Below are 19917 nucleotides of genomic sequence, written 5' to 3' on the forward strand. Positions count from 1 at the left end.
CCTGGCAGAGCAGTTGGGTGAGGCAGGCGCGGATCGCCATCTCGCTTCCCGCAATGCGCATCCCCACCCTGGGTTTGCTGTCGATGGTGAGCCCGAAGTGGGCGAGCCGCTCCCGCACCTCCCTCATGACCAAGCTGCCCCACCCCAGACTCCAGCAACTGCTCGCCCTGCTTCACGCGGAGCCCCTGCCACAGGAGGAGCTGGCCCGCCGTCTCAATGTTTCCACCCGCACGGTGCGTACCGACGTGGCGACCCTGAACGAGCTCATCGCCACCCGGGGCGCCCACCTGATCCATCAGCGGGGCAGCGGTTACCAGCTCAAGATCTACAATCAGGGGCTGTTCGATGCGCTGCTGGCCGCCCAGGGGCAGGAGAGCCCTCTGCCTCGCACCAGCCGCGAGCGGGTGCTGCACCTCCAGGTCTTGCTGCTGACGGCGGAACAGGGGATCAAGCTCGACGAGCTGGCGGACACCTGGTATCTGAGCCGGGCGGCTTTGCAAGGGGACATGACGGAGGTGCGGGAGCGGCTCGCCCACTTCGGGCTCACCATCGACAGCAAACCCAGGGTGGGGATGCGCATTGCGGGAAGCGAGATGGCGATCCGCGCCTGCCTCACCCAACTGCTCTGCCAGGAGCTGCTGCACCAGCATCCGCTCCAGAGCCTGTTGCCCACCCTCTGCCCCAGCAAGACGCTGGAGGTAGTGGGCAACCACATTCACGAGCAACTCGGTCGCCATCAGCTACGCCTGGCCGACGAGAGCCTGCAGCAAGTCACCGTCTACTGTGCCGTCGCCCTGCTTCGCCAGGCGTCTGGCCACGAGTTGCGCCAGTTTGCCAGCGACGACATCACCCCGCCCCTGGCAGTGGTGGCCCGCGACATCTATGCCGAGCTGCCGACCCTGACTTCACCGGTGCAGGAAGAGATCGCCTGTCTCGCCATCCAGATCCAGGCTCGCCTCACTGCAGAAACGCCCCTGCTCAGCCCGGCCATGGCGGCCGAGAGCGAGCAGCTGACGGCGCACCTGCTGGGTTACATCCACCAGCACTACCCCTATGACCTGCGCGGCGACCCGCAATTGCGAGCCGACCTGCAGACCCACATCGGCGCCATGCTGCTGCGGGTCAAATACCAGATTGGTAGCCACAATCCCCTGGCGGACCACATCAAGCAGTATTACCCCCTCGCCTACGACATCACCCTGGCGGCCATCTCTGAGTGGATCAGGCAGACCCCCTACCGATTGACCCACCACGAGATCGGCTACCTGGTGATCCACATCGGAGTCGGCCTGGAGCGCCACTACGACATCGGTTACACCCGGCGCCCCCAGGCGCTGCTGCTGTGCGATGCGGGCAACGCCACCTTCCGGGTGCTGGAAGCACGCATCCGGCGGGAATACCCCCAACTGCAGCTGACCACGCTGGAATCGGTGCGGGACTATGAGGGGCTGGTGCGAGTCGAGCAGGATTTCGTCATCAGCACCCTCAAGGTGAGCGAGAAGAATGCTCCCGTGGTGCAGGTCTCCCCCTTCCCGACCCAGTACCAGCTGGAGCAGCTCGGCAAGCTGGTGCTGGTCGATCGCACCCGCCCCTACCTGCTCGACAAGTATTTCGATGCCGACCACTTCATGGTGGTCACCGAACCGCTCAGCCAAGCGGCGCTGTTTGACCGCATCTGCAGCCAGCTTGAGGCGGAGGATCTGGTGGAGAGCGGATTCCGGGGATCCTTGCAGGAGCGGGAGCGGATCGTCTCCACCATGCTGGGGGACGGCATCGCTCTGCCCCACTCCCTCGGCCTGCTGGCGCGCCGCACCCTGGTCTATACCGTGCTGGTCCCTCAGGGGATCGACTGGGGCAACGGCGAGAGCGCTACCCTCATCTTCGTGCTGGCCATCGCCAAGGCGGATTATGAGGAAGCCATGGGACTTTATGATCTGTTTCTGGCACTGATGAACGAAAAAGCCAGCAGAAGTCTGCTGGCTTGTCGGGATTTTGCCGCTTTCAAGGCGCTGGCTCGCAGCGCACCTTGAGCACGCCGAGGCGTATTACTCCTCATTGAAGCCCGAGGTGAACAGCGCCACCACGGCGGCCAGGGCCTCCACCTCTTCGGGGCCCTCCACCTGCACCTCCACCTGTTTGCCCTGGGCGGAGTCCAACATCAGCAGGCCGATCACGCTGTCCGCGTCGGCCTCGACCCCCTCCTCGTTGCGCAGCAACACGTGGGCATCGAACCCCTGCACCAGCTCGAACAGCATCATGGCCGGTCGCGCGTGAATGCCTAACTTGTTTTTGACTTCTACCGAGGCGGAAACGGTCATCTGAGCATCCTGTGGATCTGTCAGGCGGGGTTTGAACGCTTGTCCAACGTGCGATGGCGGATCTGCACGTTCTTGCCAAGCAACCGGAATGCGCTGGCCAGCCGCTCGGCGATGAACACCGAGCGGTGTTGTCCGCCGGTACAGCCGATCCCGACGGTCACATAGCTGCGATTGTTGCGCTCCAGGTGGGGCAACCAGGTCCCCAGCATATTCTCGATCTGCTGGATGAACAGCATGACATCCGGCTGGCTGGAGAGGTAGTTGGCCACGGGCTCATCCTTGCCGGTGAAGGGCTTGAGCTCCGGGATCCAGTGCGGGTTGGGCAGGAAACGGGCGTCGAACACGAAGTCCGCATCCTTGGGAATGCCGTACTTGAAACCGAATGACTCGAACACCAGCACCAGCTCGTTCTCTTTCTTGCCGAGCACCCGGGTTTTGATGAGCTCGCTGAGATCGTGAATGCTGAGGTTGGTGGTGTCGATGCGCAGGTCGGCGGTCGAGGAGAGCGGTGCCAGCAGGTGGGTCTCTTCCCGGATCGCCTCGTCCAGCGAAAGCTTGTTGCGGGACAGAGGATGCAGACGGCGGCTCTCACCGTAGCGTTTGAGCAGGGTCGCGTTGTCCGCATCGAAGAAGAAGCTCGAAAACTTGACTCGCCCCTCGTTGCGCACCTGGCTCAGCAGGTTCTCCAGCCTGTCTGCCTGGGCAGGTAGGTTGCGCACGTCGATGCTGACCGCCAGCTTGTCATACTGGCTCTCCACCGACACGATCAACTGGGGCAGCAGGTTGACCGGCAGGTTGTCCACGCAGTAGTACCCGAGATCCTCGAGCACCCTCAGGGCCACCGTCTTGCCGGAGCCCGAACGACCGCTTACTACTATTAACTGCATCTTGTCCCCTCACGCCAACGTGGCTGTGTCAGACCCGGCCTCAGGCCGACGTCATGATCTGATAGAGTTCTTCGTCGCTGGTCGCCTGGCGCAGCTGGCGGCAGACGGCCTTGTCACCCAGTTTGGATGCCATCAGGGAAAGAGTCTTGAGGTGCTGCTTGCACTCGCTTTCCGGCACCAGCAATGCAAAGAGCAGGTCAACCGGTTGATTGTCGATAGAATCGAAAGGGATGGGCTCGGAGAAGGTCATCAACACGGCGGTCGGCGCGAAGGCGTCGTCAATCCGGCCGTGGGGGATGGCGATACCGGCTCCGATCCCGGTACTACCCATCTTTTCTCGCGCCAGCAGGCTTTCAAACAGGACCTGGCGGGAAGCGCCGAGGCGCTCTGCGGCCAGTTCACTGATGATCTCGAGCGCGCGTTTCTTGCTGGTACAAGGGACCGCACTCTTGGTGCAGTCCCGACTCAGTATGTGTTCAAGTTGCATAGTTATTTTTGATTTAACTTATCTTTGTGCTTGATGATCTGCCGATCCAGTTTATCCAGCAGGGTATCAATCGCCGCATACATGTCGGCATGCTGCGAATTGGCGAACACCTCTCCCCCGCTGACATGCAGCTTGGCTTCGGCGATCTGGTTCAGTTTTTCGACGCTCAACACCACGTGTACGTTGTTGATATGGTCAAAGTGACGCTCGAGTTTGGCAAATTTGTTGTTCACATAATCACGCAGAGCTTCGGTAATCTCGACATGGTGTCCGGTCAGGTTAATTTGCATAACGTCTTCCTTTTGTTTGCCTAAACCAGGCGTTTGCGCTGATTGGATGGCGGGATCAACAAGGATTCACGGTACTTTGCGATCGTGCGTCTCGCCACCATAATACCCTGTTCGGCCAGCAAATCCGCGATCTTGCTATCACTAAGCGGCTTGGCGGGGTTTTCCGCCGTCACCAGCTTCTTGATCAGGGCGCGAATAGCGGTCGATGAGCACTCTCCTCCTCCCTCCGTATTGACGTGACTGGAGAAAAAAAACTTCAGTTCAAAAATGCCGCGGGGCGTATGCATGTACTTCTGGGTCGTGACCCGTGAAATGGTCGACTCATGCATCTCCACCGCTTCCGCGATGTCGTTGAGTACCATGGGTTTCATGGCCTCTTCGCCGTACTCGAAAAAGCCCTGCTGCTGCTCGACGATGCAGCTGGCCACCTTGAGCAGGGTGTCGTTACGACTCTCCAGGCTCTTGATGAACCACTTGGCCTCCTGCAAATGAGAACGGATGAACTGGGTATCCGTGCTGCTGCGGGCATTGCGCGCCATGGCCGCATAGGCCTCGTTGACACGGATGCGCGGAGCAGAATCCGGATTGAGTTCAACCACCCACTTGCTACCCTTCTTGACCACGGACACATCCGGGATCACGTACTGGGATTCACTCTGGATGATGCCGTTGCCGGGTCTGGGCTCCAGTTGCTGGATGAGATCCAGCACCTCCTTGAGATCGCTCTCCTTGAGGCGGGTCTTGCGAGCCAGGGTGCGGTAGTCGCGATTGCCGAGCAGGTCCATGTGTTCGCGGATCACCTCTCTGGCTTCGTCGAGCCAGGGCAGGTCCGGCGAATACTGGCCGAGCTGGATCAGCAGACACTCTTGCACCGAACGGGCGGCGATGCCGACCGGATCGAAATGCTGCACCCGCTTGAGCACGGCTTCTATCTCATCCAGTTCGACTTCTACCTCCTCGCTGCTGACTGCAGCCTGAATATCCTCGAGGGTGGCAGTCAGATACCCGGATTCGTCGATGGCATCGATGATGGCAAGGGCGATGGCAGCATCCACATCACTGAACGGGGTGAGCCGCATCTGCCACAGCAGGTAGTCCTGCAGGTTCTCGGTGGTCTCCCCCTGATAGACGCTGTCTTCCCCGTCATGGATGGGACCTGCGCTCTGGGCCGTACCGGCCGAGTAGACCTCGTCCCAGGTGGTGTCCACCGGCAGTTCATCCGGCATGCTCTCCTGGGCCATGGCATCGCTGGAGTCGAGTTGACTGGCGTCCTGTGTCTCTGTCTGACTGGTTTCCTGCGCCTCGTTCTCCTCTTGCTCCAGCAAGGGGTTGTTGTCGAGCGCTTGCTGAATTTCCTGCTGGAGTTCCAGGGTGGAGAGCTGGAGCAGACGAATCGCTTGTTGTAATTGTGGCGTCATGGTCAGGGACTGACCGAGACGCAACTGTAATGTCGGCTTCATCTACGTCGGGATATCCTTATGTTCAGCGAGGCAGTCACCTAACAAAAATGAGGGGTGCCCCCTTACTATAGACTGAATTGATCGCCCAAATAGACGCGCTTGACCTGCTCATCGGCGAGGATATCGGCCGGCGCGCCCTCGGCAATCATCTTGCCGTGGCTGACGATGTAGGCCTTCTCGCACACATCCAGCGTCTCTCTGACGTTGTGGTCCGTTATCAGCACACCCAACCCGCGTTCTTTCAGATGCTGGATGATCTTTTTGATATCGATGACTGAAATAGGATCAACACCTGCGAAAGGCTCATCGAGCAGAATGAATCTCGGCTCTGCCGCCAGCGCCCGGGCGATTTCCACCCGGCGCCGCTCCCCACCCGAGAGGCTCTGGCCCAGGCTGTCGCGGATATGGGTGATATTGAACTCTTCCAGCAACTGTTCGACCTTATCCTCCCGCTCTTCGCGGCTCAACCCCTTGCGGGTCTGCATGACCCCCATCAAGTTGTCGAACACCGACAGGCGCCGGAAGATGGAGGCCTCCTGGGGCAGATAGCCGATGCCATTGCGGGCACGGATATGCATGGGCTGCAGGCTGATGTCCTGCTCGTCGATGGTGATGAGGCCGGCATCCCGCTGCACCAGGCCCACGATCATGTAGAAGGAGGTCGTCTTGCCCGCGCCGTTCGGGCCGAGCAGGCCCACGATCTGGCCCGTTCCCACCTCCAGGCTCACATCGCTGACCACCATGCGGCGCTTGTAGCTCTTTTGCAGACCCGTTGCTTTTAACACTGCCATGGCTGTTGTTTCCTACTTCTTCTGATCGGCGGGTTTGTCAAAGTTCTCCACCTGATCCGGCAGGAACACCGTCTTGACGCGCTGGGTGGGCCCCTTGCTCTCGGCAATCATCTTCTGCTTGACGATGTCGTAGCGAATGAGATCGCCGGTCACCTGGCTGTCTTCCTGCTTGAGCTGGCCATTGCCGGTGATGGTCACCAACCGGTTCTTAAGCTCGTAGCGGATGCTGTTGCCATGGGCATTGACCGGTTTGCCGTTGTCCAGTACCTGGAAGAAGGTGGCTGGATTGCCATACGCGGTCATCACCTCGGCGCCCTTGTCGCCGGAGCGGATCACCACCACCTTGTCGGCCTTAATCTTGATGGTGCCCTGGGTGATGATGACATCCTCGCTGAAGGTGATGCGGTTGTCCTGCATCTCGGCCACCTGCTTGACCGCATCCACATAGACCTTCTCGGCGAAATCGGACTCTTTGGCATTCAGGGAACCGCACAGCAACAGGGCCGTGAGGGCCAGATTAACGTTTTTCATTGAAATAAGTGGCATGGCCTTTATCCAGTAACTCGAAATATTTACGTTCCAGGTGACCCTTGAGGCCAACGCCCTCGGTCTGGAACTCCTGGCCCACAATGCTGATGTGCTGGTTGCTTCTCATTCCCTGCGTCACCAGATCCAGCTCCAGATAGGAAGTATCCAGCGTGGAGATGAAGGACGCGGGCAGCAGACCGTCCAGATGCACCTTGTCACGGAGGATCACATTGTCATCGGTGTTGAGCACCCCGGTTTCGGCCGTCAGCTTCCATTCGGCCGCGCCCTTGTCATCGAACATGTAGACCACCGGCTTGGCGAAAGTGGCCTGCTCGAGTACCTGGTAGTACTCCGCATATTCGGATTCCAGCCGCTCGGTGCGCTTGCCCTGCTCGTTGAAACGGGTCGTCACCAACTCTCTGGCGGTGAAGTCCGGTTGAAAATTTTCCGTCTTGGTGGTCGGCTCGGGGACCAGCTCGATCTCCCCCAGCTGCCAGGCCGCCAGCGCAGCCAGAAACAGCAGGCCGAACAGCACAGTCTGTTTGTTCATCGCGACGCCTCGGGTTGATAGTCAGCCAATCCCTGGGCCTGCAAAATAAGGTCGCACACCTCGCGCACGGCCCCGACGCCACCGCCAAGCCGCGTCACCAGCTCCGCCTTCGCCAGCACAAGCGGATGGGCGTCGGCAACGGCGATACCCAGGCCACAAGCCTGCATCACCGGCAGATCGATGGTGTCATCTCCCATATAGGCGGCTTGCGATGCATCCAGCCCGAGCTTGGTCAGCAAGGCCTCGAAGTGGGGCAGCTTTTTGTCTGCCCCCTGCACCAGGTGCTGGACTCCCAGACTCTTCATGCGATCGCTGACGATGCGGGAGTTTCGCCCCGTGATGATGGCAATCTCGATGCCCGCATTGAGCAGGGCACGCATGCCGGCACCATCACGGGTGCAGAAAGTCTTCAGCTCTTCGCCGTTATTGCCCATATAGATGAAGCCGTTGGAGAGCACCCCATCCACATCGCACACCAGCAGGCGGATCTGCGCCGCCTTCTCGTACTGGCTGCGCGTCACCGGACCATAGAGGGTCGGTACGTCTTGCATCAAATTACTCCGGCTTTCAGCAGGTCATGCATGTTGAAGGCACCCAGCGGGTGTCTCTCCCCATCCACGACCAACAACCCGTTGATTTTCCTGGTTTCCATCAGCTTGACGGCCTCGGCCGCCATCATCTCAGGCCCTACGGTAACACAGTTCACCGTCATGACGCGGCTGATGGGGGTGTGATGGATGTCCACCTGCAGGTCCAGAATGCGGCGCAGGTCACCATCGGTGAACAGACCGGCAAGCAGCCCTTGATCGTCCACCACCGCCGTCATGCCGAGCCCCTTGCGGCTCACTTCCAGCAGCGCCTGGCTGATGGTGGCATCTATCCCCACCTTGGGCAACAGCTCGCCGCTGTGCATCAGATCGCCCACTCGCAACAGCAACCGCTTGCCGAGGGACCCGCCCGGATGCGACAGCGCAAAGTCATCGGCGGTGAAGCCACGGGCCTCCAGCAGGGCCACGGCCAGCGCGTCCCCCATCACCAGGGTGGCGGTAGTGCTGGAAGTCGGGGCCAGACCGAGGGGGCAGGCCTCTTTCTCCACCTTGATGCACAGGTGCACGTTGGCCTCTTTCGCCATGGTGGAAGCCGGATTGCCTGTCATGCAGATGAGTGGAATGCCGCGGCGCTTGAGCACCGGCAGCAGGGCCAGGATCTCGTCGCTCTCGCCGGAGTTGGAAATGGCGATGATGAGATCCCCGGCTGAGATCATGCCGAGATCCCCGTGGCTCGCCTCGCCCGGGTGCAGGAAGAAGGCGGGCGTTCCCGTGCTGGCCAGGGTCGCGGCAATCTTGTTGCCGATATGACCCGACTTGCCCATGCCGGTCACCACTATCTTGCCGCCACAGCGCAGCACCATCTCGCAGGCACGCTCGAACGCCTCGTCAAGGTACTGGTAGAGTCCATCAATGGCTTGTTTTTCTATGTCCAGCACCGCTCGGGCGCTGCGACGGAAATCGAACAATTCAGACACTTTTTCAGGCTTTACAGACATAAAGGCACAGCTCCGGGCCGAAATTTGCTGCGGGATTATAAAAAAGTCTGCCGAGATAAGCGAATCGGATGCGGAATGGGCGGTCATTGACGCAGGTTGTTACATAAAACTGTCGCGTACTTGGGGGGGAAACCCGCTCAATAGTTGTTCCTCGCTGTTGCTTAGACCTAGACTAGCCCATAAAATTCGCTCTTCATTTATACCGGATGGACAATTGTTTGAACGATGACCTGATCACCATCTCCGACCTGACCTTCAGTCACGGGGATCGGCTGCTGTACGACAGGATCAACCTGACCATTCCCCGTGGCAAGGTCACCGCCGTCATGGGTCCGAGCGGGATCGGCAAGACCACCTTGCTGCGCCTGATCGGGGGCCAGCTCAAGCCTGAGTCCGGTCACATCCTGTTTGACGGGGAAGACGTTCCCACGCTCTCCCGTTCGCGCCTGTATGAAGTGCGTAAACGGATGAGCATGCTGTTCCAGAGTGGCGCATTGTTCACCGGCATGACCGTCTTCGACAACGTGGCCTTTCCGCTGCGGGAGCACTCCGGCCTGCCGGAAGAGCTGATCCGCACCATCGTGATGATGAAACTGCAGGCTGTCGGTCTGCGCGGGGCGGCCAAGCTGATGCCGTCCGAGCTCTCCGGTGGCATGGCGCGTCGCGCGGCCCTGGCGAGATCCATCGCGCTGGATCCGGATCTCATCATGTATGACGAGCCCTTCGTAGGGCAGGACCCCATCACCATGGCGGTGCTGGTGAAGCTCATCAAGGAGCTCAACGATGCCCTCGGCATCACCTCCGTCATCGTCACCCACGACGTGAAGGAGGTGCTGAGCATCGCCGACTACGCCTACATCATCGCCAACCGCAAGGTAGTGGCACACGGCACACCGGAGCAGCTGCGCGAGGAGCACAATCCCGAAGTCGAGCAGTTCCTCAAGGGATTGCCCGACGGTCCTGTTCCGTTTCATTTTCCGGCAGGCGACCTGCTACAGGATCTGTGATGTTGACAAGTCAGATAAGCAAGCTGGGCCGCAGCGGTGTGCGTTTCATCAACGCCGTCGGCCGGGCAACCATCATGCTGTTTCATGCACTGGCAGGACGGCCCCAGCCACGCAAGCACTTCCCGCTGCTGGTGCAGCAACTGTATGTGGTGGGAGTGCAATCCGTCGCCATCATACTGGTGTCCGGCCTCTTCATCGGCATGGTGCTCTCCCTGCAGGGTTACAACGTATTGAAGGATTTCGGCGCAGAGCAGAGCCTGGGGCCTCTGGTTTCCCTCTCCCTGCTCCGTGAGCTGGGCCCTGTGGTCACAGCCCTGCTGTTCGCCGGTCGTGCGGGCTCCGCCCTCACCGCCGAGATCGGCCTGATGAAGGCCACCGAGCAGCTCTCCAGCCTGGAGATGATGGCGGTCGATCCGCTGCGTCGGGTCGTGGCGCCCCGCTTCTGGGCCGGGGTCATCAGCATGCCGCTGCTGGCCTTCATGTTCAGCCTGATCGGCATCTTTGGCGGCAAGCTGGTTGGTGTCGACTGGCTGGGGGTGGACGAAGGCAGTTTCTGGTCCGCCATGCAGGCCTCCGTCGACTGGCAGGACGACATCATGCAGGGCGCTATCAAGAGCCTGATCTTCGCCCTGGTGGTGACCTGGATAGCGCTCTTCAACGGCTATGATGCCAAACCGACCTCGGCCGGGATCAGTCAGGCGACCACCCGTACCGTGGTTCACTCATCCCTGGCCGTGCTCGGTCTGGATTTTATACTCACCGCAGTCATGTTTGGATAAGGGAAAGATGAAGTTCAGCAAAGTAGAATTTCTGGTTGGCGCCTTCATGCTGGCTGGCATCGCGGCCATTCTGGCATTGGCACTGCAAGTGGCGGGATTGAGTTTCAAACCGGAAGGAGAAACCTATACCCTGCGCGCCCATTTCGATAATATCGGCGGCCTGAAAGTGCGCTCGCCGGTCAAGGTCGGCGGCGTCGTCGTCGGTCGTGTCAGCGACATCACCCTGGATCCCAAGAGCCAGGTCCCCATCGTTTCCCTGCAGATGCAGAAGAGTGCCGGCGAGTTCTCCGAGACCAGCACCCTCTCCATCCTGACTTCTGGCCTGCTCGGTGAGCAGTACATCGGTCTGGCACCGGGGTTCAGCGATGAGGAGATGGGCACCAGCATGCTCAAGGATGGCGACATGATCGAAGACACCAAGTCCGCCATCGTGCTGGAAGATCTGATTGGCAAGTTCCTCTACAGCCAGTCCTCTCCGGCCAACACACCCGCAACCAAGGAGTAACCATGTTCAAGAAGATCGCCCTGATGCTGGGTCTGATGACCAGCATGCTGTTCTCCCTCGTCGCCCGTGCGGATGTCAACACTTCGGACCCCTATGCCCTCGTGGATCAGGCCGCCCAGCAGACCTTTGCCCGCCTGAAAGCCGATCAGGCCCAGGTAAAGAGCAACCCAGATCACCTGCGCGTCATCATCCGCGAGGAGCTGCTGCCCTACGTGGACAACCGCTTCGCCGCCTACAAGGTGCTCGGCAACCAGATCAAACAGACGACCCCTGCCCAGCGTGACGCCTTTGTCGACGTCTTCACCGAGTACATGGTGAGCTCCTACGCGGACGCCCTGGCACACTTCGACAAGCAGACCGTCAAGGTCCAGCCTGGCAAAGCCGCCGAGAGCAACATCACCGCCGTCAACGTCAGCGTGAAAGAGGCCGGCAAGCCGGACATCTTCCTCGAGTTCAAGCTGCGCAAGAACAACAAGACCGGCGAGTGGAAAGCCTTCGACATGGTTGCCGAAGGGATCAGCCTGCTCTCTGCCAAGCAGAACGAGCTGGGTGGCCTCATCCGCCAGAACGGCATCGATGCGGTGATCGCCCAGCTGCGTGAACACAACGCCAAGCCGCTGGTGATCAAGTCATGATCCTGAGCGGTGACTTGCAGGCCCCGCAGGTCAACGATCTGTGGCAACGCCGCGCCGACTGGTGGCAGGACGACCGGCTCGAACTCGATGCCGTCACTACCCTGGATTCCGCCGGCCTTGCCCTGCTGGTCAAGTGGGCCAAGGCGGCACTGGCACGGGGTGCCACTCCGACACTGGTGGGTGCCTCCAACGATTTCCATACGCTGGCCAACCTTTACGGGGTGGCCAGCCTCTTTCATTCAACCCCGCTCACAACTGAGGACTCATAATGCAAGTCTCTGAAATTGAAGCGATACTCCTCGAGGCTTTGCCATTGTCCGAAGTCCATGTCAAAGGGGACGGCAGTCACTACCAGGTGATCGCCGTCGGCGACATGTTTGACGGCATGAGCCGGGTCAAGAAACAACAGGCCATCTATGCCCCGCTGATGGACAAGATCGCCACCAACGAGATCCACGCTCTCTCCATCAAGGCCTATACCGACGCCGAGTGGAAACGCGAGCGTAAATTCCAGCTGCCCTCCTGATTTGGTAAAGAAGTAAACCATGGACAAATTCAAGATCACCGGCCCCTGCACCCTCTCCGGTGAAGTGACCATCTCCGGCGCCAAGAATGCCGCCCTGCCCATCCTGTTTGCCACCCTGCTGTGTGACGAAGAGGTTCAACTCTCCAACGTACCGCGCCTGAAAGACGTGGGTACCACCCTCAAGCTGCTGGAGATGCTGGGCGCCACCACCAAGGTCAACGGCAACGTGACCGTGCTGACCGGCGCGGTAAACAATCATGTCGCCCCCTACGAGCTGGTGAAGACCATGCGTGCCTCCATCCTGGCCCTGGGCCCGCTGGCAGCCCGCTTCGGTGCAGCAGACGTCTCCCTGCCCGGCGGCTGTGCCATCGGTGCCCGCCCGGTCAACCTGCATGTCCACGGCCTGGAGCTGATGGGCGCGAAGATCGTCATCGAAGAGGGCTACATCAAAGCCCGCGTCGACGGCCGCCTGAAAGGTGCCCACATCCTGATGGACATGGTTTCCGTGACCGGTACCGAGAACCTGATGATGGCCGCCACCCTGGCTGACGGTCGCACCGTGATCGAAAACGCCGCCCGTGAGCCGGAGGTGGTCGATCTGGCCAACTTCCTCAACGCGCTAGGCGCCAAGATCCAGGGCGCTGGCACCGATACCCTCACCATCGACGGCGTAGAACGTCTGCACGGTGGCAGCTACAGCGTGCAGCCCGATCGCATCGAGACCGGCACCTTCCTGGTGGGCGCCGCCGTGACCGGTGGCAAGATCACCTGCCGCAACACCGACCCCAGCCTGCTGGAAGCCGTACTGGTCAAACTGGAAGAGGCTGGCGCCCTGATTGAAAAGGGTGACGACTGGATCACCCTCGACATGACAGGTCGCACCCTGAAACCTGTCACCATCAAGACCGCCCCCTACCCGGCGTTCCCGACCGACATGCAGGCACAGTTCACCGTGCTGAACGCGGTCGCCCAGGGCACCGGCATGGTCACCGAGACCATCTTCGAGAACCGCTTCATGCACGTGCCCGAGCTGGTTCGGATGGGTGCCGACATCGAACTGCAGGGCAATGTGGCCATCTGCCGCGACACCCAGCAGCTCAAGGGTGCCCAGGTGATGGCGACCGATCTGCGCGCCTCCGCCAGCCTGGTGCTGGCCGGCTTCGTGGCCGAAGGGGCCACCATCGTCGATCGCATCTATCACATCGACCGTGGCTACGAAGACATCGAGCACAAGCTGCAAGGCCTGGGTGGTCGCATCGAGCGCATCAAGGAATAAGCTGGCTTCACCATGAGCCGACGATAAAAAGGCCCCCTCGCAAAGCGAGGGGGCCTTTTTCATGGCCGTGTAGAAGGGATCAGTGCCCCGCCAGTTTCATCTGCTCGACCAGTACGGAGCCGGTCTTGAGGCTGGAACGCTCATCCTCATCACTGCCCACCGCCACGATATGGCTGAACATGTCGGCTAGATTGCCTGCAATGGTGATCTCCTCCACAGGATAGAGGATCTCGCCATTTTCAACCCAGAAACCGGCTGCGCCGCGGGAGTAATCACCATTGACGATGTTGACCCCCTGCCCCATCAGCTCGGTCACCAGCAGCCCGGTACCCATCTCCTTGAGCATGCCCTGGAAGTCCTGGCCGGTATTGGAGACCTGCCAGTTATGGATGCCCCCGGCATGGCCCGTGGTGGTCAGGCCCAGTTTGCGGGCGGAGTAGGAGGTGAGCAGCCAGCTCATCAGCTCGCCGTTGCGGATGATGTCCATGTCTCGGGTGCGAACCCCTTCCCCGTCGAACGGGGTGCTGGCAAGTCCTCCCGGCAAGTGGGGGAACTCCTGGATGGTGAGCCACTCGGGCAGGATCTGCTTGCCCAGTTTGTCCAGCAGGAAGCTCGACTTGCGATAGAGGTTCCCCCCGCTGATTGCCATCACCAGATGGCCCCACAGACCGGCAGCGGTATCGGGGTGGAACAGCACAGGGGCATGGCGGGTGCTGATCTTGCGAGCCCCCAGGCGGGAAACAGTGCGCTCCACCGCCTCGTCAGCGATGCGCTGGGGGCTCCACAGCCCGTCCAGGGAGCGGCTGGAGGAGTAGCCGTAGTCGCGCTGCATGTCGCCATCCTGCTCGCCGATCAGTACGCAGCTCAGGGAGTTGCGCGATGCAGCATAGCCTTTGACGAAGCCGTGGCTGTTGCCATAAACCTTGACGCCCAGGTGGCTGGAGAAACTGGCTCCGTCAGAGTGCTTGATGCGGGCATCCCGCCCCAGGGCCAGCCGCTCGCACTCGATGGCCAGCGCGATGCCACGCTGGGGATCCAGCTCGATTTGGTGGCACAGTTGCAGGTCCGGGGCATCCCAGGCCAGCAGGTCCGCATCCGCAAGACCGGCGCAGTCATCGGGAGAGGTATGGCGGGCGATCTCCATGGCCGCTTCCACAGCGGCGCGAATGGCCGGCTTGGTCAGATCCGTGGTGGAGGAGGACCCCTTGCAACCGTTGCGATAGACGGCGATGCCGAGTGCGCCATCCTTGTTGAATTCGATGCTTTCCAGCTCGCAGCCCCGGGTGTTCACCGAGAGGCCGGTCTGTTTGCTGATGGAGACTTCGGCAAGCCCGGCGCCCAGCCCTTTCGCTATCTCAAGGGCCTCGGCGACCACGGCCTCGAGATGGGATTGATCCTGGCGGATTTGATCTTGCTGGTCCATAACTCACATCTGTATGAAGGGAAGGAAAGGGGCTAAGCATATCAGACCCCTGCGCCCAGCGGGAGAAGCTGGTAACATATCCGCCAAACGTGAATGACAGGAATACAGAGACCGATGAGTCAATATCAAGACGACAACGAGTGGGAAGACTGGGGCCCCAGCAAGAGCCAGCTCAAGCGTGATGCCGAGGCCTTGCAGAAGATGGGGGAAGAGATCGTCTCCCTGAGTCACAGCGAGCTGGAGAAGATCCCCCTGGATGAAGAGCTCGCCGAAGCGGTCGAGCTGGGTCGCAAGCTCAAGCCGAAGAAGGATGAGTCCTTCCGTCGCCATCTCCAGTTCATCGGCCGTCTGATGCGTAGCCGCGATGTGGCCCCCATCGAAGAGGCCCTCTCCATCATCAAGATGCGTCACTCCACCGTGAACGCCCGCCTGCACCGCCTCGAACAGTGGCGCGAGCGGCTGATCACCGAAGGCGACAGCGCCCTCAACGAGCTGATGTCCCAGTTCCACGAGCTGGATCGCCAGAAGCTGCGTCAGCTGATCCGCACCGCCAACAAGGAGCGGGAGCTGAACAAGCCGCCGGTAGCCTATCGCGAGATGTACCAGTACCTGCGCGGTGAAATTGAAGATCTGTTGTAAGTGATGACTCACGTCCACCTCATGGCGGCGTGCAGTACACAATCAAACGGGGCCGAAATGGCCCCGTTTTTTCATGCGATGTCCGCTCAGCTGCCCGCCATGCACTGGGTGTGAGTAGCGGGTTGCAGATAGGGGACCAACAGGGGGGCCATCCCCTTGAGCACCTGTACAGGCAGCGCCGACGTGAAGCGGAACTTGTCGGACTGGCTGCCGGGTACATAGGCCGTCAGCGTGCCGAAGTGATCATCCCCGATGTAGAAGACGAAAGTCGCAGTCCGGTTGCGAGCCAGTGAACTGGTCACATTGCCGTAGCGACCGACCGTCTCGATCCGGTTGTCCCCGGTCCCCGTCTTGCCCCCCAGGGCCAGGACAGTACCATCCTGCAAGGCGAAGGCCCCGGCGATGCGCCGCGCCGTCCCCCCTTCCACCACCTTGGAAAGTGCATTGCGCAAGGCATTGGCCACCTCGGCAGACATCACCCGTTCCCCCTGGGTGTTCGCCGGCTCAAAGACGGTGGCGAAGGGGGTCCCCTTGGCAAAGGAGAGGTGCTCGATGCGCAGGGTCGGTGCACGAATGCCGCCGTTCTGGATGATCCCCATCAGCTCGGCCAATGCAGCAGGACGATCGCCCGAGCTGCCCAGTGCAGTCGCCAGGGACGGAACCAGGTGATCGAAGGGGTAACCCAGGCGAGCCCAGCGCTGATGGATGTCGAGGAAGGCCTCAACCTCCAGCATGGTGCGGATCCGGCTATCCCGGGCACTACGATGACGGGTCTTGAACAGCCAGCTGTAGACCTCCTGACGCTCGTCACGGCTGGCGGTTACCGCCTCGGTAAAGGTGGCCTTGTCAAACTCCTTGAGATAGGCAAGCAACCACAGCTCGAGTGGATGCACCCGTGCGATATAACCTTGATCCGGCAGAGAATATTTGCCGGGGCCGTAATTGGTATAGAGCTGCTCTATGCGCTTCTCGGTCAATTTCTCCCGCGGCAGGCGCTTGGCCAGGAAAGCGGCAAAGTCGGCCCGGGAGGCTTCCGGCATCAGATAGCGATGCACCGCGGCGAGACGCACCGCGCTGGGTTTGAGACCATCGAGGAAGGTATCGAGCTGCTCTTCTGCACTCTTGCCGCGATATTTGCGCCAGAACCTCAGCAGATAGGTCTGCCCCTCCTTGTCGGCAAACTTGGCGAGATACTCGGTACGGCGAGGATCCCTGTCATCTTTCAACAACTGGGCACGATTTCCCTCCTTGTAGAGGCTGTAGCGGACGATGTCCCGCATCAAGCGCACGAAGGGCAGGTTGATGGATTCCCGCAGCGCATCGCGAATGGGCGGGATGCGACCGTTGTCTTCCTTGCGGAAGTTGTTGAAGGTGTGCATGCCACCGCCGGTAAAGAAGCCTTCATAGGGACTTGCGGAATACTTGCGGTCCAGTGCGGCCTCCAGCATCACCGGCAGGCTTCTGTCCTTGGCACTCATCAGATAGGCGATGGCCCAGCGGCTGATGTTGTCCTGATCGGACACTTCGATCTTTCGCAGGCTCTCCACCGGCATATTGCCGTAGCTGTCATGCAACTCGGTGACAATCTCGAGATAGGTCGTCAGCACCCGCAACTTGGCGGTGGATCCCAGTTCAAGCTTGCTGCCCTCATTGATGTCGAACGGCTGGTCCGTGTTGTCGGTCTGCACCCTCACCTTGACCCCTTCCGGCGTCTTCTCGAACAGGGTAAAGCTGTACTTCACATCCCCCGTCTTCTCCGGCGAGAGCAGGCGCTCACCAAACAGGCCCACCTGGGCTGCGAATGCAGGGTCTGCCAGTTGCTGCAGATACCGTGACACCTCGTTCTGCAGCGGCATATTGAGGGTGGTGTTGGCCGTCAGATCCATGCGGTCCAGATCATAAAGCTGCACCCCGAGCTGACGACTGAGACGAGTGCGAGCCACCTGCAGTCCCTTGTTGTTGTTGACCCTGGTGATGGCAGGTGCCAGCAGGAAATCGCGGAAGACCAGCTTGGCCTTGAGAGCCGACTCCATCAGGGGGGGCGTGATCATTCCCTCCTGCACGAAGAGTCGTAGATAGCTGTCTGTCAGTGTCGACAGTGCTTCTCTGCCCTGCGCCAGGTAATAGGAAGGACGGCGGTGGGCGATCATCAGGGAGACAACCTGGCGCAAGGCAAGGCCCTGCTCGGCCAGGGTAGAATCCTGGTTGCGAGCGGGATCCAGCAGTCGATTCACCTCATCGACATTGGCGCCAAACCAGACCCAGAGGCCATCACCGAGACCGTGCACCTCGCCATAACCGGGCGCCGCAGAGAGCGGGACCGAGTTGAGGTAGGCCCAGGCAACCAGCTTGCGGGCCTCCAGGGTCTCGGGCCCCAGCCGATAGGCACGAACGCTGGCCGAGACCATCTGGCGGATCTTCTCGGTCGGCGAAACGGTCAGTCCATCGGGAGAATGACGATACTTCTCCACCTGGGTCGCCAGGGTGCTACCGCCAGCAGATTGATCCTGCATATCCAGCGCCTTGCCCACCTGAGACAGCGCCGCCTTGGCAAAGCGCGGCCAGTCTACGGCCGGGTTGGCCAGCGGTTCCTTGTTGCTCAGGAGTTCACGGTTCTCGATAAACAGCAGAGACTGGATGACCAGGGGCGGTATGGCATTGAAATCCGGATAGTAATGAGTCGGATACTTGTACTGGTAGAAAGGTTCTGCACGGCAGTCATAGAGTGTCAATCCTGCCTGGACCTTCTCGGTATAAGGCACGAAGAAACCGTGGCCGGCGTAGTTGTAGAGCGCATCGGAAAAACGGACCTGTTCGCTCACCTGGTAGCCACGCTGAACGAGACGTTCCTGGATCATGGGCATCAGCACATAACCGAGTCGCTTGTCGAACGGGCCGTCGTCGGGGAAGGCAATCTGCTTGCTGGGGCCGGGTTCGATCTGATAGGTCAGGGTGGCCGCATAGCGGGAGATCTCCTGTGACTGCAGTCGGGAGGTCTTCATTTCATAACCCACCAGGGCGATCACGGCAGCCAGACAAAGCAAGAAGATAAAACAGAACAACCAGCGCCACCAGGGTCGGCGTTTACGCTGTTGTTGCCCGTCCGCATTAGGTACGGATGAATCCTGAGATGCCACTTTATTTGAATCCGTCTGTTTTGATGCGCCCATATCAGCCCCACCATGGTTGCGCAATTTATTGTCTTTCAATCAAGCTTAGTCGTTTCAAGTCAAGGGCTTGAAATCTATTGACCGCTTTGCAGCGATGTTAACAGGGCGATTGTGAAAATGGGAGCCGATTGTTGCAATGCGGCAAGAGATCCGAGCTGCGGCATGAAAATGAAACACCGGCCAGAGGCCGGTGTTGACGAGAACGGGGCGGTATTATTTGCTGGTGCTCATACTCTTCAGCTTGGTACTCAGCTCCTTGCGCTCCTTGGAAAGCTCGGCATTTTTGATGATATGGTCATCTACGCGCTCTTCATAATCGGTCCGCATGTTGGCGATGATGGCCTGAACCTCGTCAATGCTCATGCCGGGCTTGATATAGTCACTCAGGTTGTCGAGCAACAGTACCCGCTTCTGGTTGTCACGGATCTTTTTCTCGTTGTCCGCGATTTCACGCTTGAGCTTGTTCTGACGACGGGACATACGCACATATTCCAGCACATCGTTGAAAGTTGACTTGTTTACTTGTTCCATATCGGTACCACTGAGTGAAGGTGAATGAAAACAGGCGGAGAGTCCCATACCAGAAAAAGAAACCGAAACCATGGCACGGGCAAACCCGGAATGCCCCTTACTCTACCGAGTTATGATTCAGATACAACCCCAATCACAGCGCGGGCGGCGGGTTTAGACAGAACGGCTCCGACTGGGTTATTACGCTAAAAATGATGAGAACGGAGAGAGCCAATATGTGGGTTCAATGCGGCCAGAGCAGGCGCAACTTTTTCCGGTACAGGCAACAAGTGAACGACGAACAGCACCATAGTGCCCGCTTGCACTCCAGTGAGGGCTGAATTTCAGGCAATAAAAAACCCCGCTCGAGTGAGCGGGGTTTCTTGTATTGGGTGCCTGGCAGTGTCCTACTCTCGCATGGCGAATGCCACACTACCATCGGCGCTACAGCGTTTCACTTCTGAGTTCGGCATGGGGTCAGGTGGTTCCACTGCGCTATTGCCGCCAGGCAAAATCTTCAATCTGAAAAAGCTGATGTAAGTAATTCGTTCGTATTTGCTACAAGCCTTAGAACACTTCTTGGGTGTTGT

The 19917-nt window shown here is 59.8% G+C and carries 22 protein-coding genes and 1 rRNA gene; 9 read left to right on the forward strand and 14 right to left on the reverse strand.

All coding sequences use genetic code 11. The features are described from left to right. Positions 1-125 precede the first annotated feature (125 nt). Positions 126-2030, forward strand: a complete 1905-nt coding sequence (locus tag BN1120_RS09540; RefSeq protein ID WP_042015854.1) for a BglG family transcription antiterminator — start codon at positions 126-128, stop codon at positions 2028-2030. A gap of 15 nt (positions 2031-2045) precedes the next feature. On the opposite strand, the gene npr is transcribed toward BN1120_RS09540, so the two are convergent. From npr to BN1120_RS09590, 10 genes are all read right to left on the reverse strand, one after another. After that, positions 2046-2318 carry a PTS phosphocarrier protein NPr gene (npr, locus tag BN1120_RS09545; protein WP_010675868.1) on the reverse strand — a complete coding sequence of 91 codons (273 nt, stop codon included), beginning with the start codon at positions 2316-2318 and terminating at the stop codon, positions 2046-2048. Between the two features lie 20 nt (positions 2319-2338). Beyond that, positions 2339-3205, reverse strand: a complete 867-nt coding sequence (gene rapZ, locus BN1120_RS09550; protein ID WP_010675869.1) for an RNase adapter RapZ — start codon at positions 3203-3205, stop codon at positions 2339-2341. Positions 3206-3245: 40 nt separating this feature from the next. After that, positions 3246-3692, reverse strand: a complete 447-nt coding sequence (ptsN, locus tag BN1120_RS09555) for a PTS IIA-like nitrogen regulatory protein PtsN (protein ID WP_010675870.1) — start codon at positions 3690-3692, stop codon at positions 3246-3248. A 2-nt stretch (positions 3693-3694) separates the two neighbouring features. Beyond that, positions 3695-3982: a ribosome hibernation promoting factor gene (gene hpf / locus BN1120_RS09560; protein WP_005305957.1), complete on the reverse strand. Its 288-nt coding sequence runs from the start codon at positions 3980-3982 to the stop codon at positions 3695-3697. Positions 3983-4002: 20 nt separating this feature from the next. Further along, on the reverse strand, positions 4003-5442 hold the full coding sequence (locus BN1120_RS09565; protein WP_039040474.1) for an RNA polymerase factor sigma-54: 1440 nt from the start codon (positions 5440-5442) through the stop codon (positions 4003-4005). 65 nt (positions 5443-5507) lie between these two features. Next, positions 5508-6233 (reverse strand): LPS export ABC transporter ATP-binding protein, encoded by a 726-nt coding sequence (lptB, locus tag BN1120_RS09570; protein ID WP_010675872.1) that lies wholly within the window; start codon positions 6231-6233, stop codon positions 5508-5510. A 12-nt stretch (positions 6234-6245) separates the two neighbouring features. Further along, positions 6246-6764, reverse strand: coding sequence for a lipopolysaccharide transport periplasmic protein LptA (gene lptA, locus BN1120_RS09575; protein ID WP_010675873.1), 519 nt, complete (start codon positions 6762-6764; stop codon positions 6246-6248). After that, positions 6751-7311, reverse strand: coding sequence for an LPS export ABC transporter periplasmic protein LptC (gene lptC / locus BN1120_RS09580; protein ID WP_042015856.1), 561 nt, complete (start codon positions 7309-7311; stop codon positions 6751-6753). The genes lptA and lptC overlap by 14 nt, the downstream gene beginning before the upstream one ends. Then, positions 7308-7862: a 3-deoxy-manno-octulosonate-8-phosphatase KdsC gene (gene kdsC / locus BN1120_RS09585; protein WP_042015859.1), complete on the reverse strand. Its 555-nt coding sequence runs from the start codon at positions 7860-7862 to the stop codon at positions 7308-7310. The genes lptC and kdsC overlap by 4 nt, the downstream gene beginning before the upstream one ends. Then, a complete protein-coding gene (locus BN1120_RS09590; RefSeq protein ID WP_029314845.1) occupies positions 7862-8857 on the reverse strand; it encodes a KpsF/GutQ family sugar-phosphate isomerase in 996 nt (331 codons plus the stop codon). Before BN1120_RS09590 ends, kdsC begins: the two co-directional genes overlap by 1 nt. Before the next feature lie 206 nt (positions 8858-9063). Between BN1120_RS09590 and mlaF the strand changes: the two genes are divergently transcribed. The 7 genes from mlaF to murA are packed head-to-tail and all read left to right on the forward strand — an operon-like array spanning position 9064 to position 13585. Continuing rightward, a complete protein-coding gene (mlaF, locus tag BN1120_RS09595) occupies positions 9064-9864 on the forward strand; it encodes a phospholipid ABC transporter ATP-binding protein MlaF (RefSeq protein ID WP_029314846.1) in 801 nt (266 codons plus the stop codon). After that, positions 9864-10643: a lipid asymmetry maintenance ABC transporter permease subunit MlaE gene (gene mlaE / locus BN1120_RS09600; RefSeq protein WP_010675878.1), complete on the forward strand. Its 780-nt coding sequence runs from the start codon at positions 9864-9866 to the stop codon at positions 10641-10643. The genes mlaF and mlaE overlap by 1 nt, the downstream gene beginning before the upstream one ends. Positions 10644-10650: 7 nt before the next feature. After that, positions 10651-11148, forward strand: coding sequence for an outer membrane lipid asymmetry maintenance protein MlaD (gene mlaD, locus BN1120_RS09605; protein WP_010675879.1), 498 nt, complete (start codon positions 10651-10653; stop codon positions 11146-11148). A 2-nt stretch (positions 11149-11150) separates the two neighbouring features. Then, positions 11151-11783 carry a phospholipid-binding protein MlaC gene (mlaC, locus tag BN1120_RS09610; RefSeq protein WP_039040470.1) on the forward strand — a complete coding sequence of 211 codons (633 nt, stop codon included), beginning with the start codon at positions 11151-11153 and terminating at the stop codon, positions 11781-11783. Further along, positions 11780-12052 carry an STAS domain-containing protein gene (locus tag BN1120_RS09615; protein ID WP_042015861.1) on the forward strand — a complete coding sequence of 91 codons (273 nt, stop codon included), beginning with the start codon at positions 11780-11782 and terminating at the stop codon, positions 12050-12052. Before mlaC ends, BN1120_RS09615 begins: the two co-directional genes overlap by 4 nt. Further along, positions 12052-12309 (forward strand): BolA family iron metabolism protein IbaG, encoded by a 258-nt coding sequence (gene ibaG, locus BN1120_RS09620; protein WP_010675882.1) that lies wholly within the window; start codon positions 12052-12054, stop codon positions 12307-12309. The genes BN1120_RS09615 and ibaG overlap by 1 nt, the downstream gene beginning before the upstream one ends. A gap of 19 nt (positions 12310-12328) precedes the next feature. Continuing rightward, a complete protein-coding gene (murA, locus tag BN1120_RS09625; protein ID WP_039040468.1) occupies positions 12329-13585 on the forward strand; it encodes a UDP-N-acetylglucosamine 1-carboxyvinyltransferase in 1257 nt (418 codons plus the stop codon). A 79-nt stretch (positions 13586-13664) separates the two neighbouring features. Here murA and pmbA read toward each other — a convergent pair whose 3' ends face one another. Beyond that, a complete protein-coding gene (gene pmbA / locus BN1120_RS09630; protein WP_042015863.1) occupies positions 13665-15008 on the reverse strand; it encodes a metalloprotease PmbA in 1344 nt (447 codons plus the stop codon). A gap of 114 nt (positions 15009-15122) precedes the next feature. Between pmbA and yjgA the strand changes: the two genes are divergently transcribed. Further along, positions 15123-15647 (forward strand): ribosome biogenesis factor YjgA, encoded by a 525-nt coding sequence (yjgA, locus tag BN1120_RS09635; protein WP_010672689.1) that lies wholly within the window; start codon positions 15123-15125, stop codon positions 15645-15647. 86 nt (positions 15648-15733) lie between these two features. Here the strand turns inward: yjgA and BN1120_RS09640 are convergent, their stop codons facing one another. The 3 genes from BN1120_RS09640 to rrf all read right to left on the reverse strand — a co-directional run bounded on the left by BN1120_RS09640 (position 15734) and on the right by rrf (position 19836). Further along, positions 15734-18817, reverse strand: a complete 3084-nt coding sequence (locus BN1120_RS09640; RefSeq protein ID WP_042015864.1) for a transglycosylase domain-containing protein — start codon at positions 18815-18817, stop codon at positions 15734-15736. A gap of 213 nt (positions 18818-19030) precedes the next feature. Further along, entirely contained in the window at positions 19031-19348 is a 318-nt protein-coding gene (tmaR, locus tag BN1120_RS09645) for a PTS system regulator TmaR (protein WP_010672687.1), read from the reverse strand. A gap of 373 nt (positions 19349-19721) precedes the next feature. After that, positions 19722-19836, reverse strand: a 5S ribosomal RNA gene (gene rrf, locus BN1120_RS09650). Between the last annotated feature and the right edge of the window lie 81 nt (positions 19837-19917).

Origin of the sequence: Aeromonas caviae (genome assembly GCF_000819785.1) — a bacterium.
GTDB lineage: Bacteria > Pseudomonadota > Gammaproteobacteria > Enterobacterales > Aeromonadaceae > Aeromonas > Aeromonas caviae.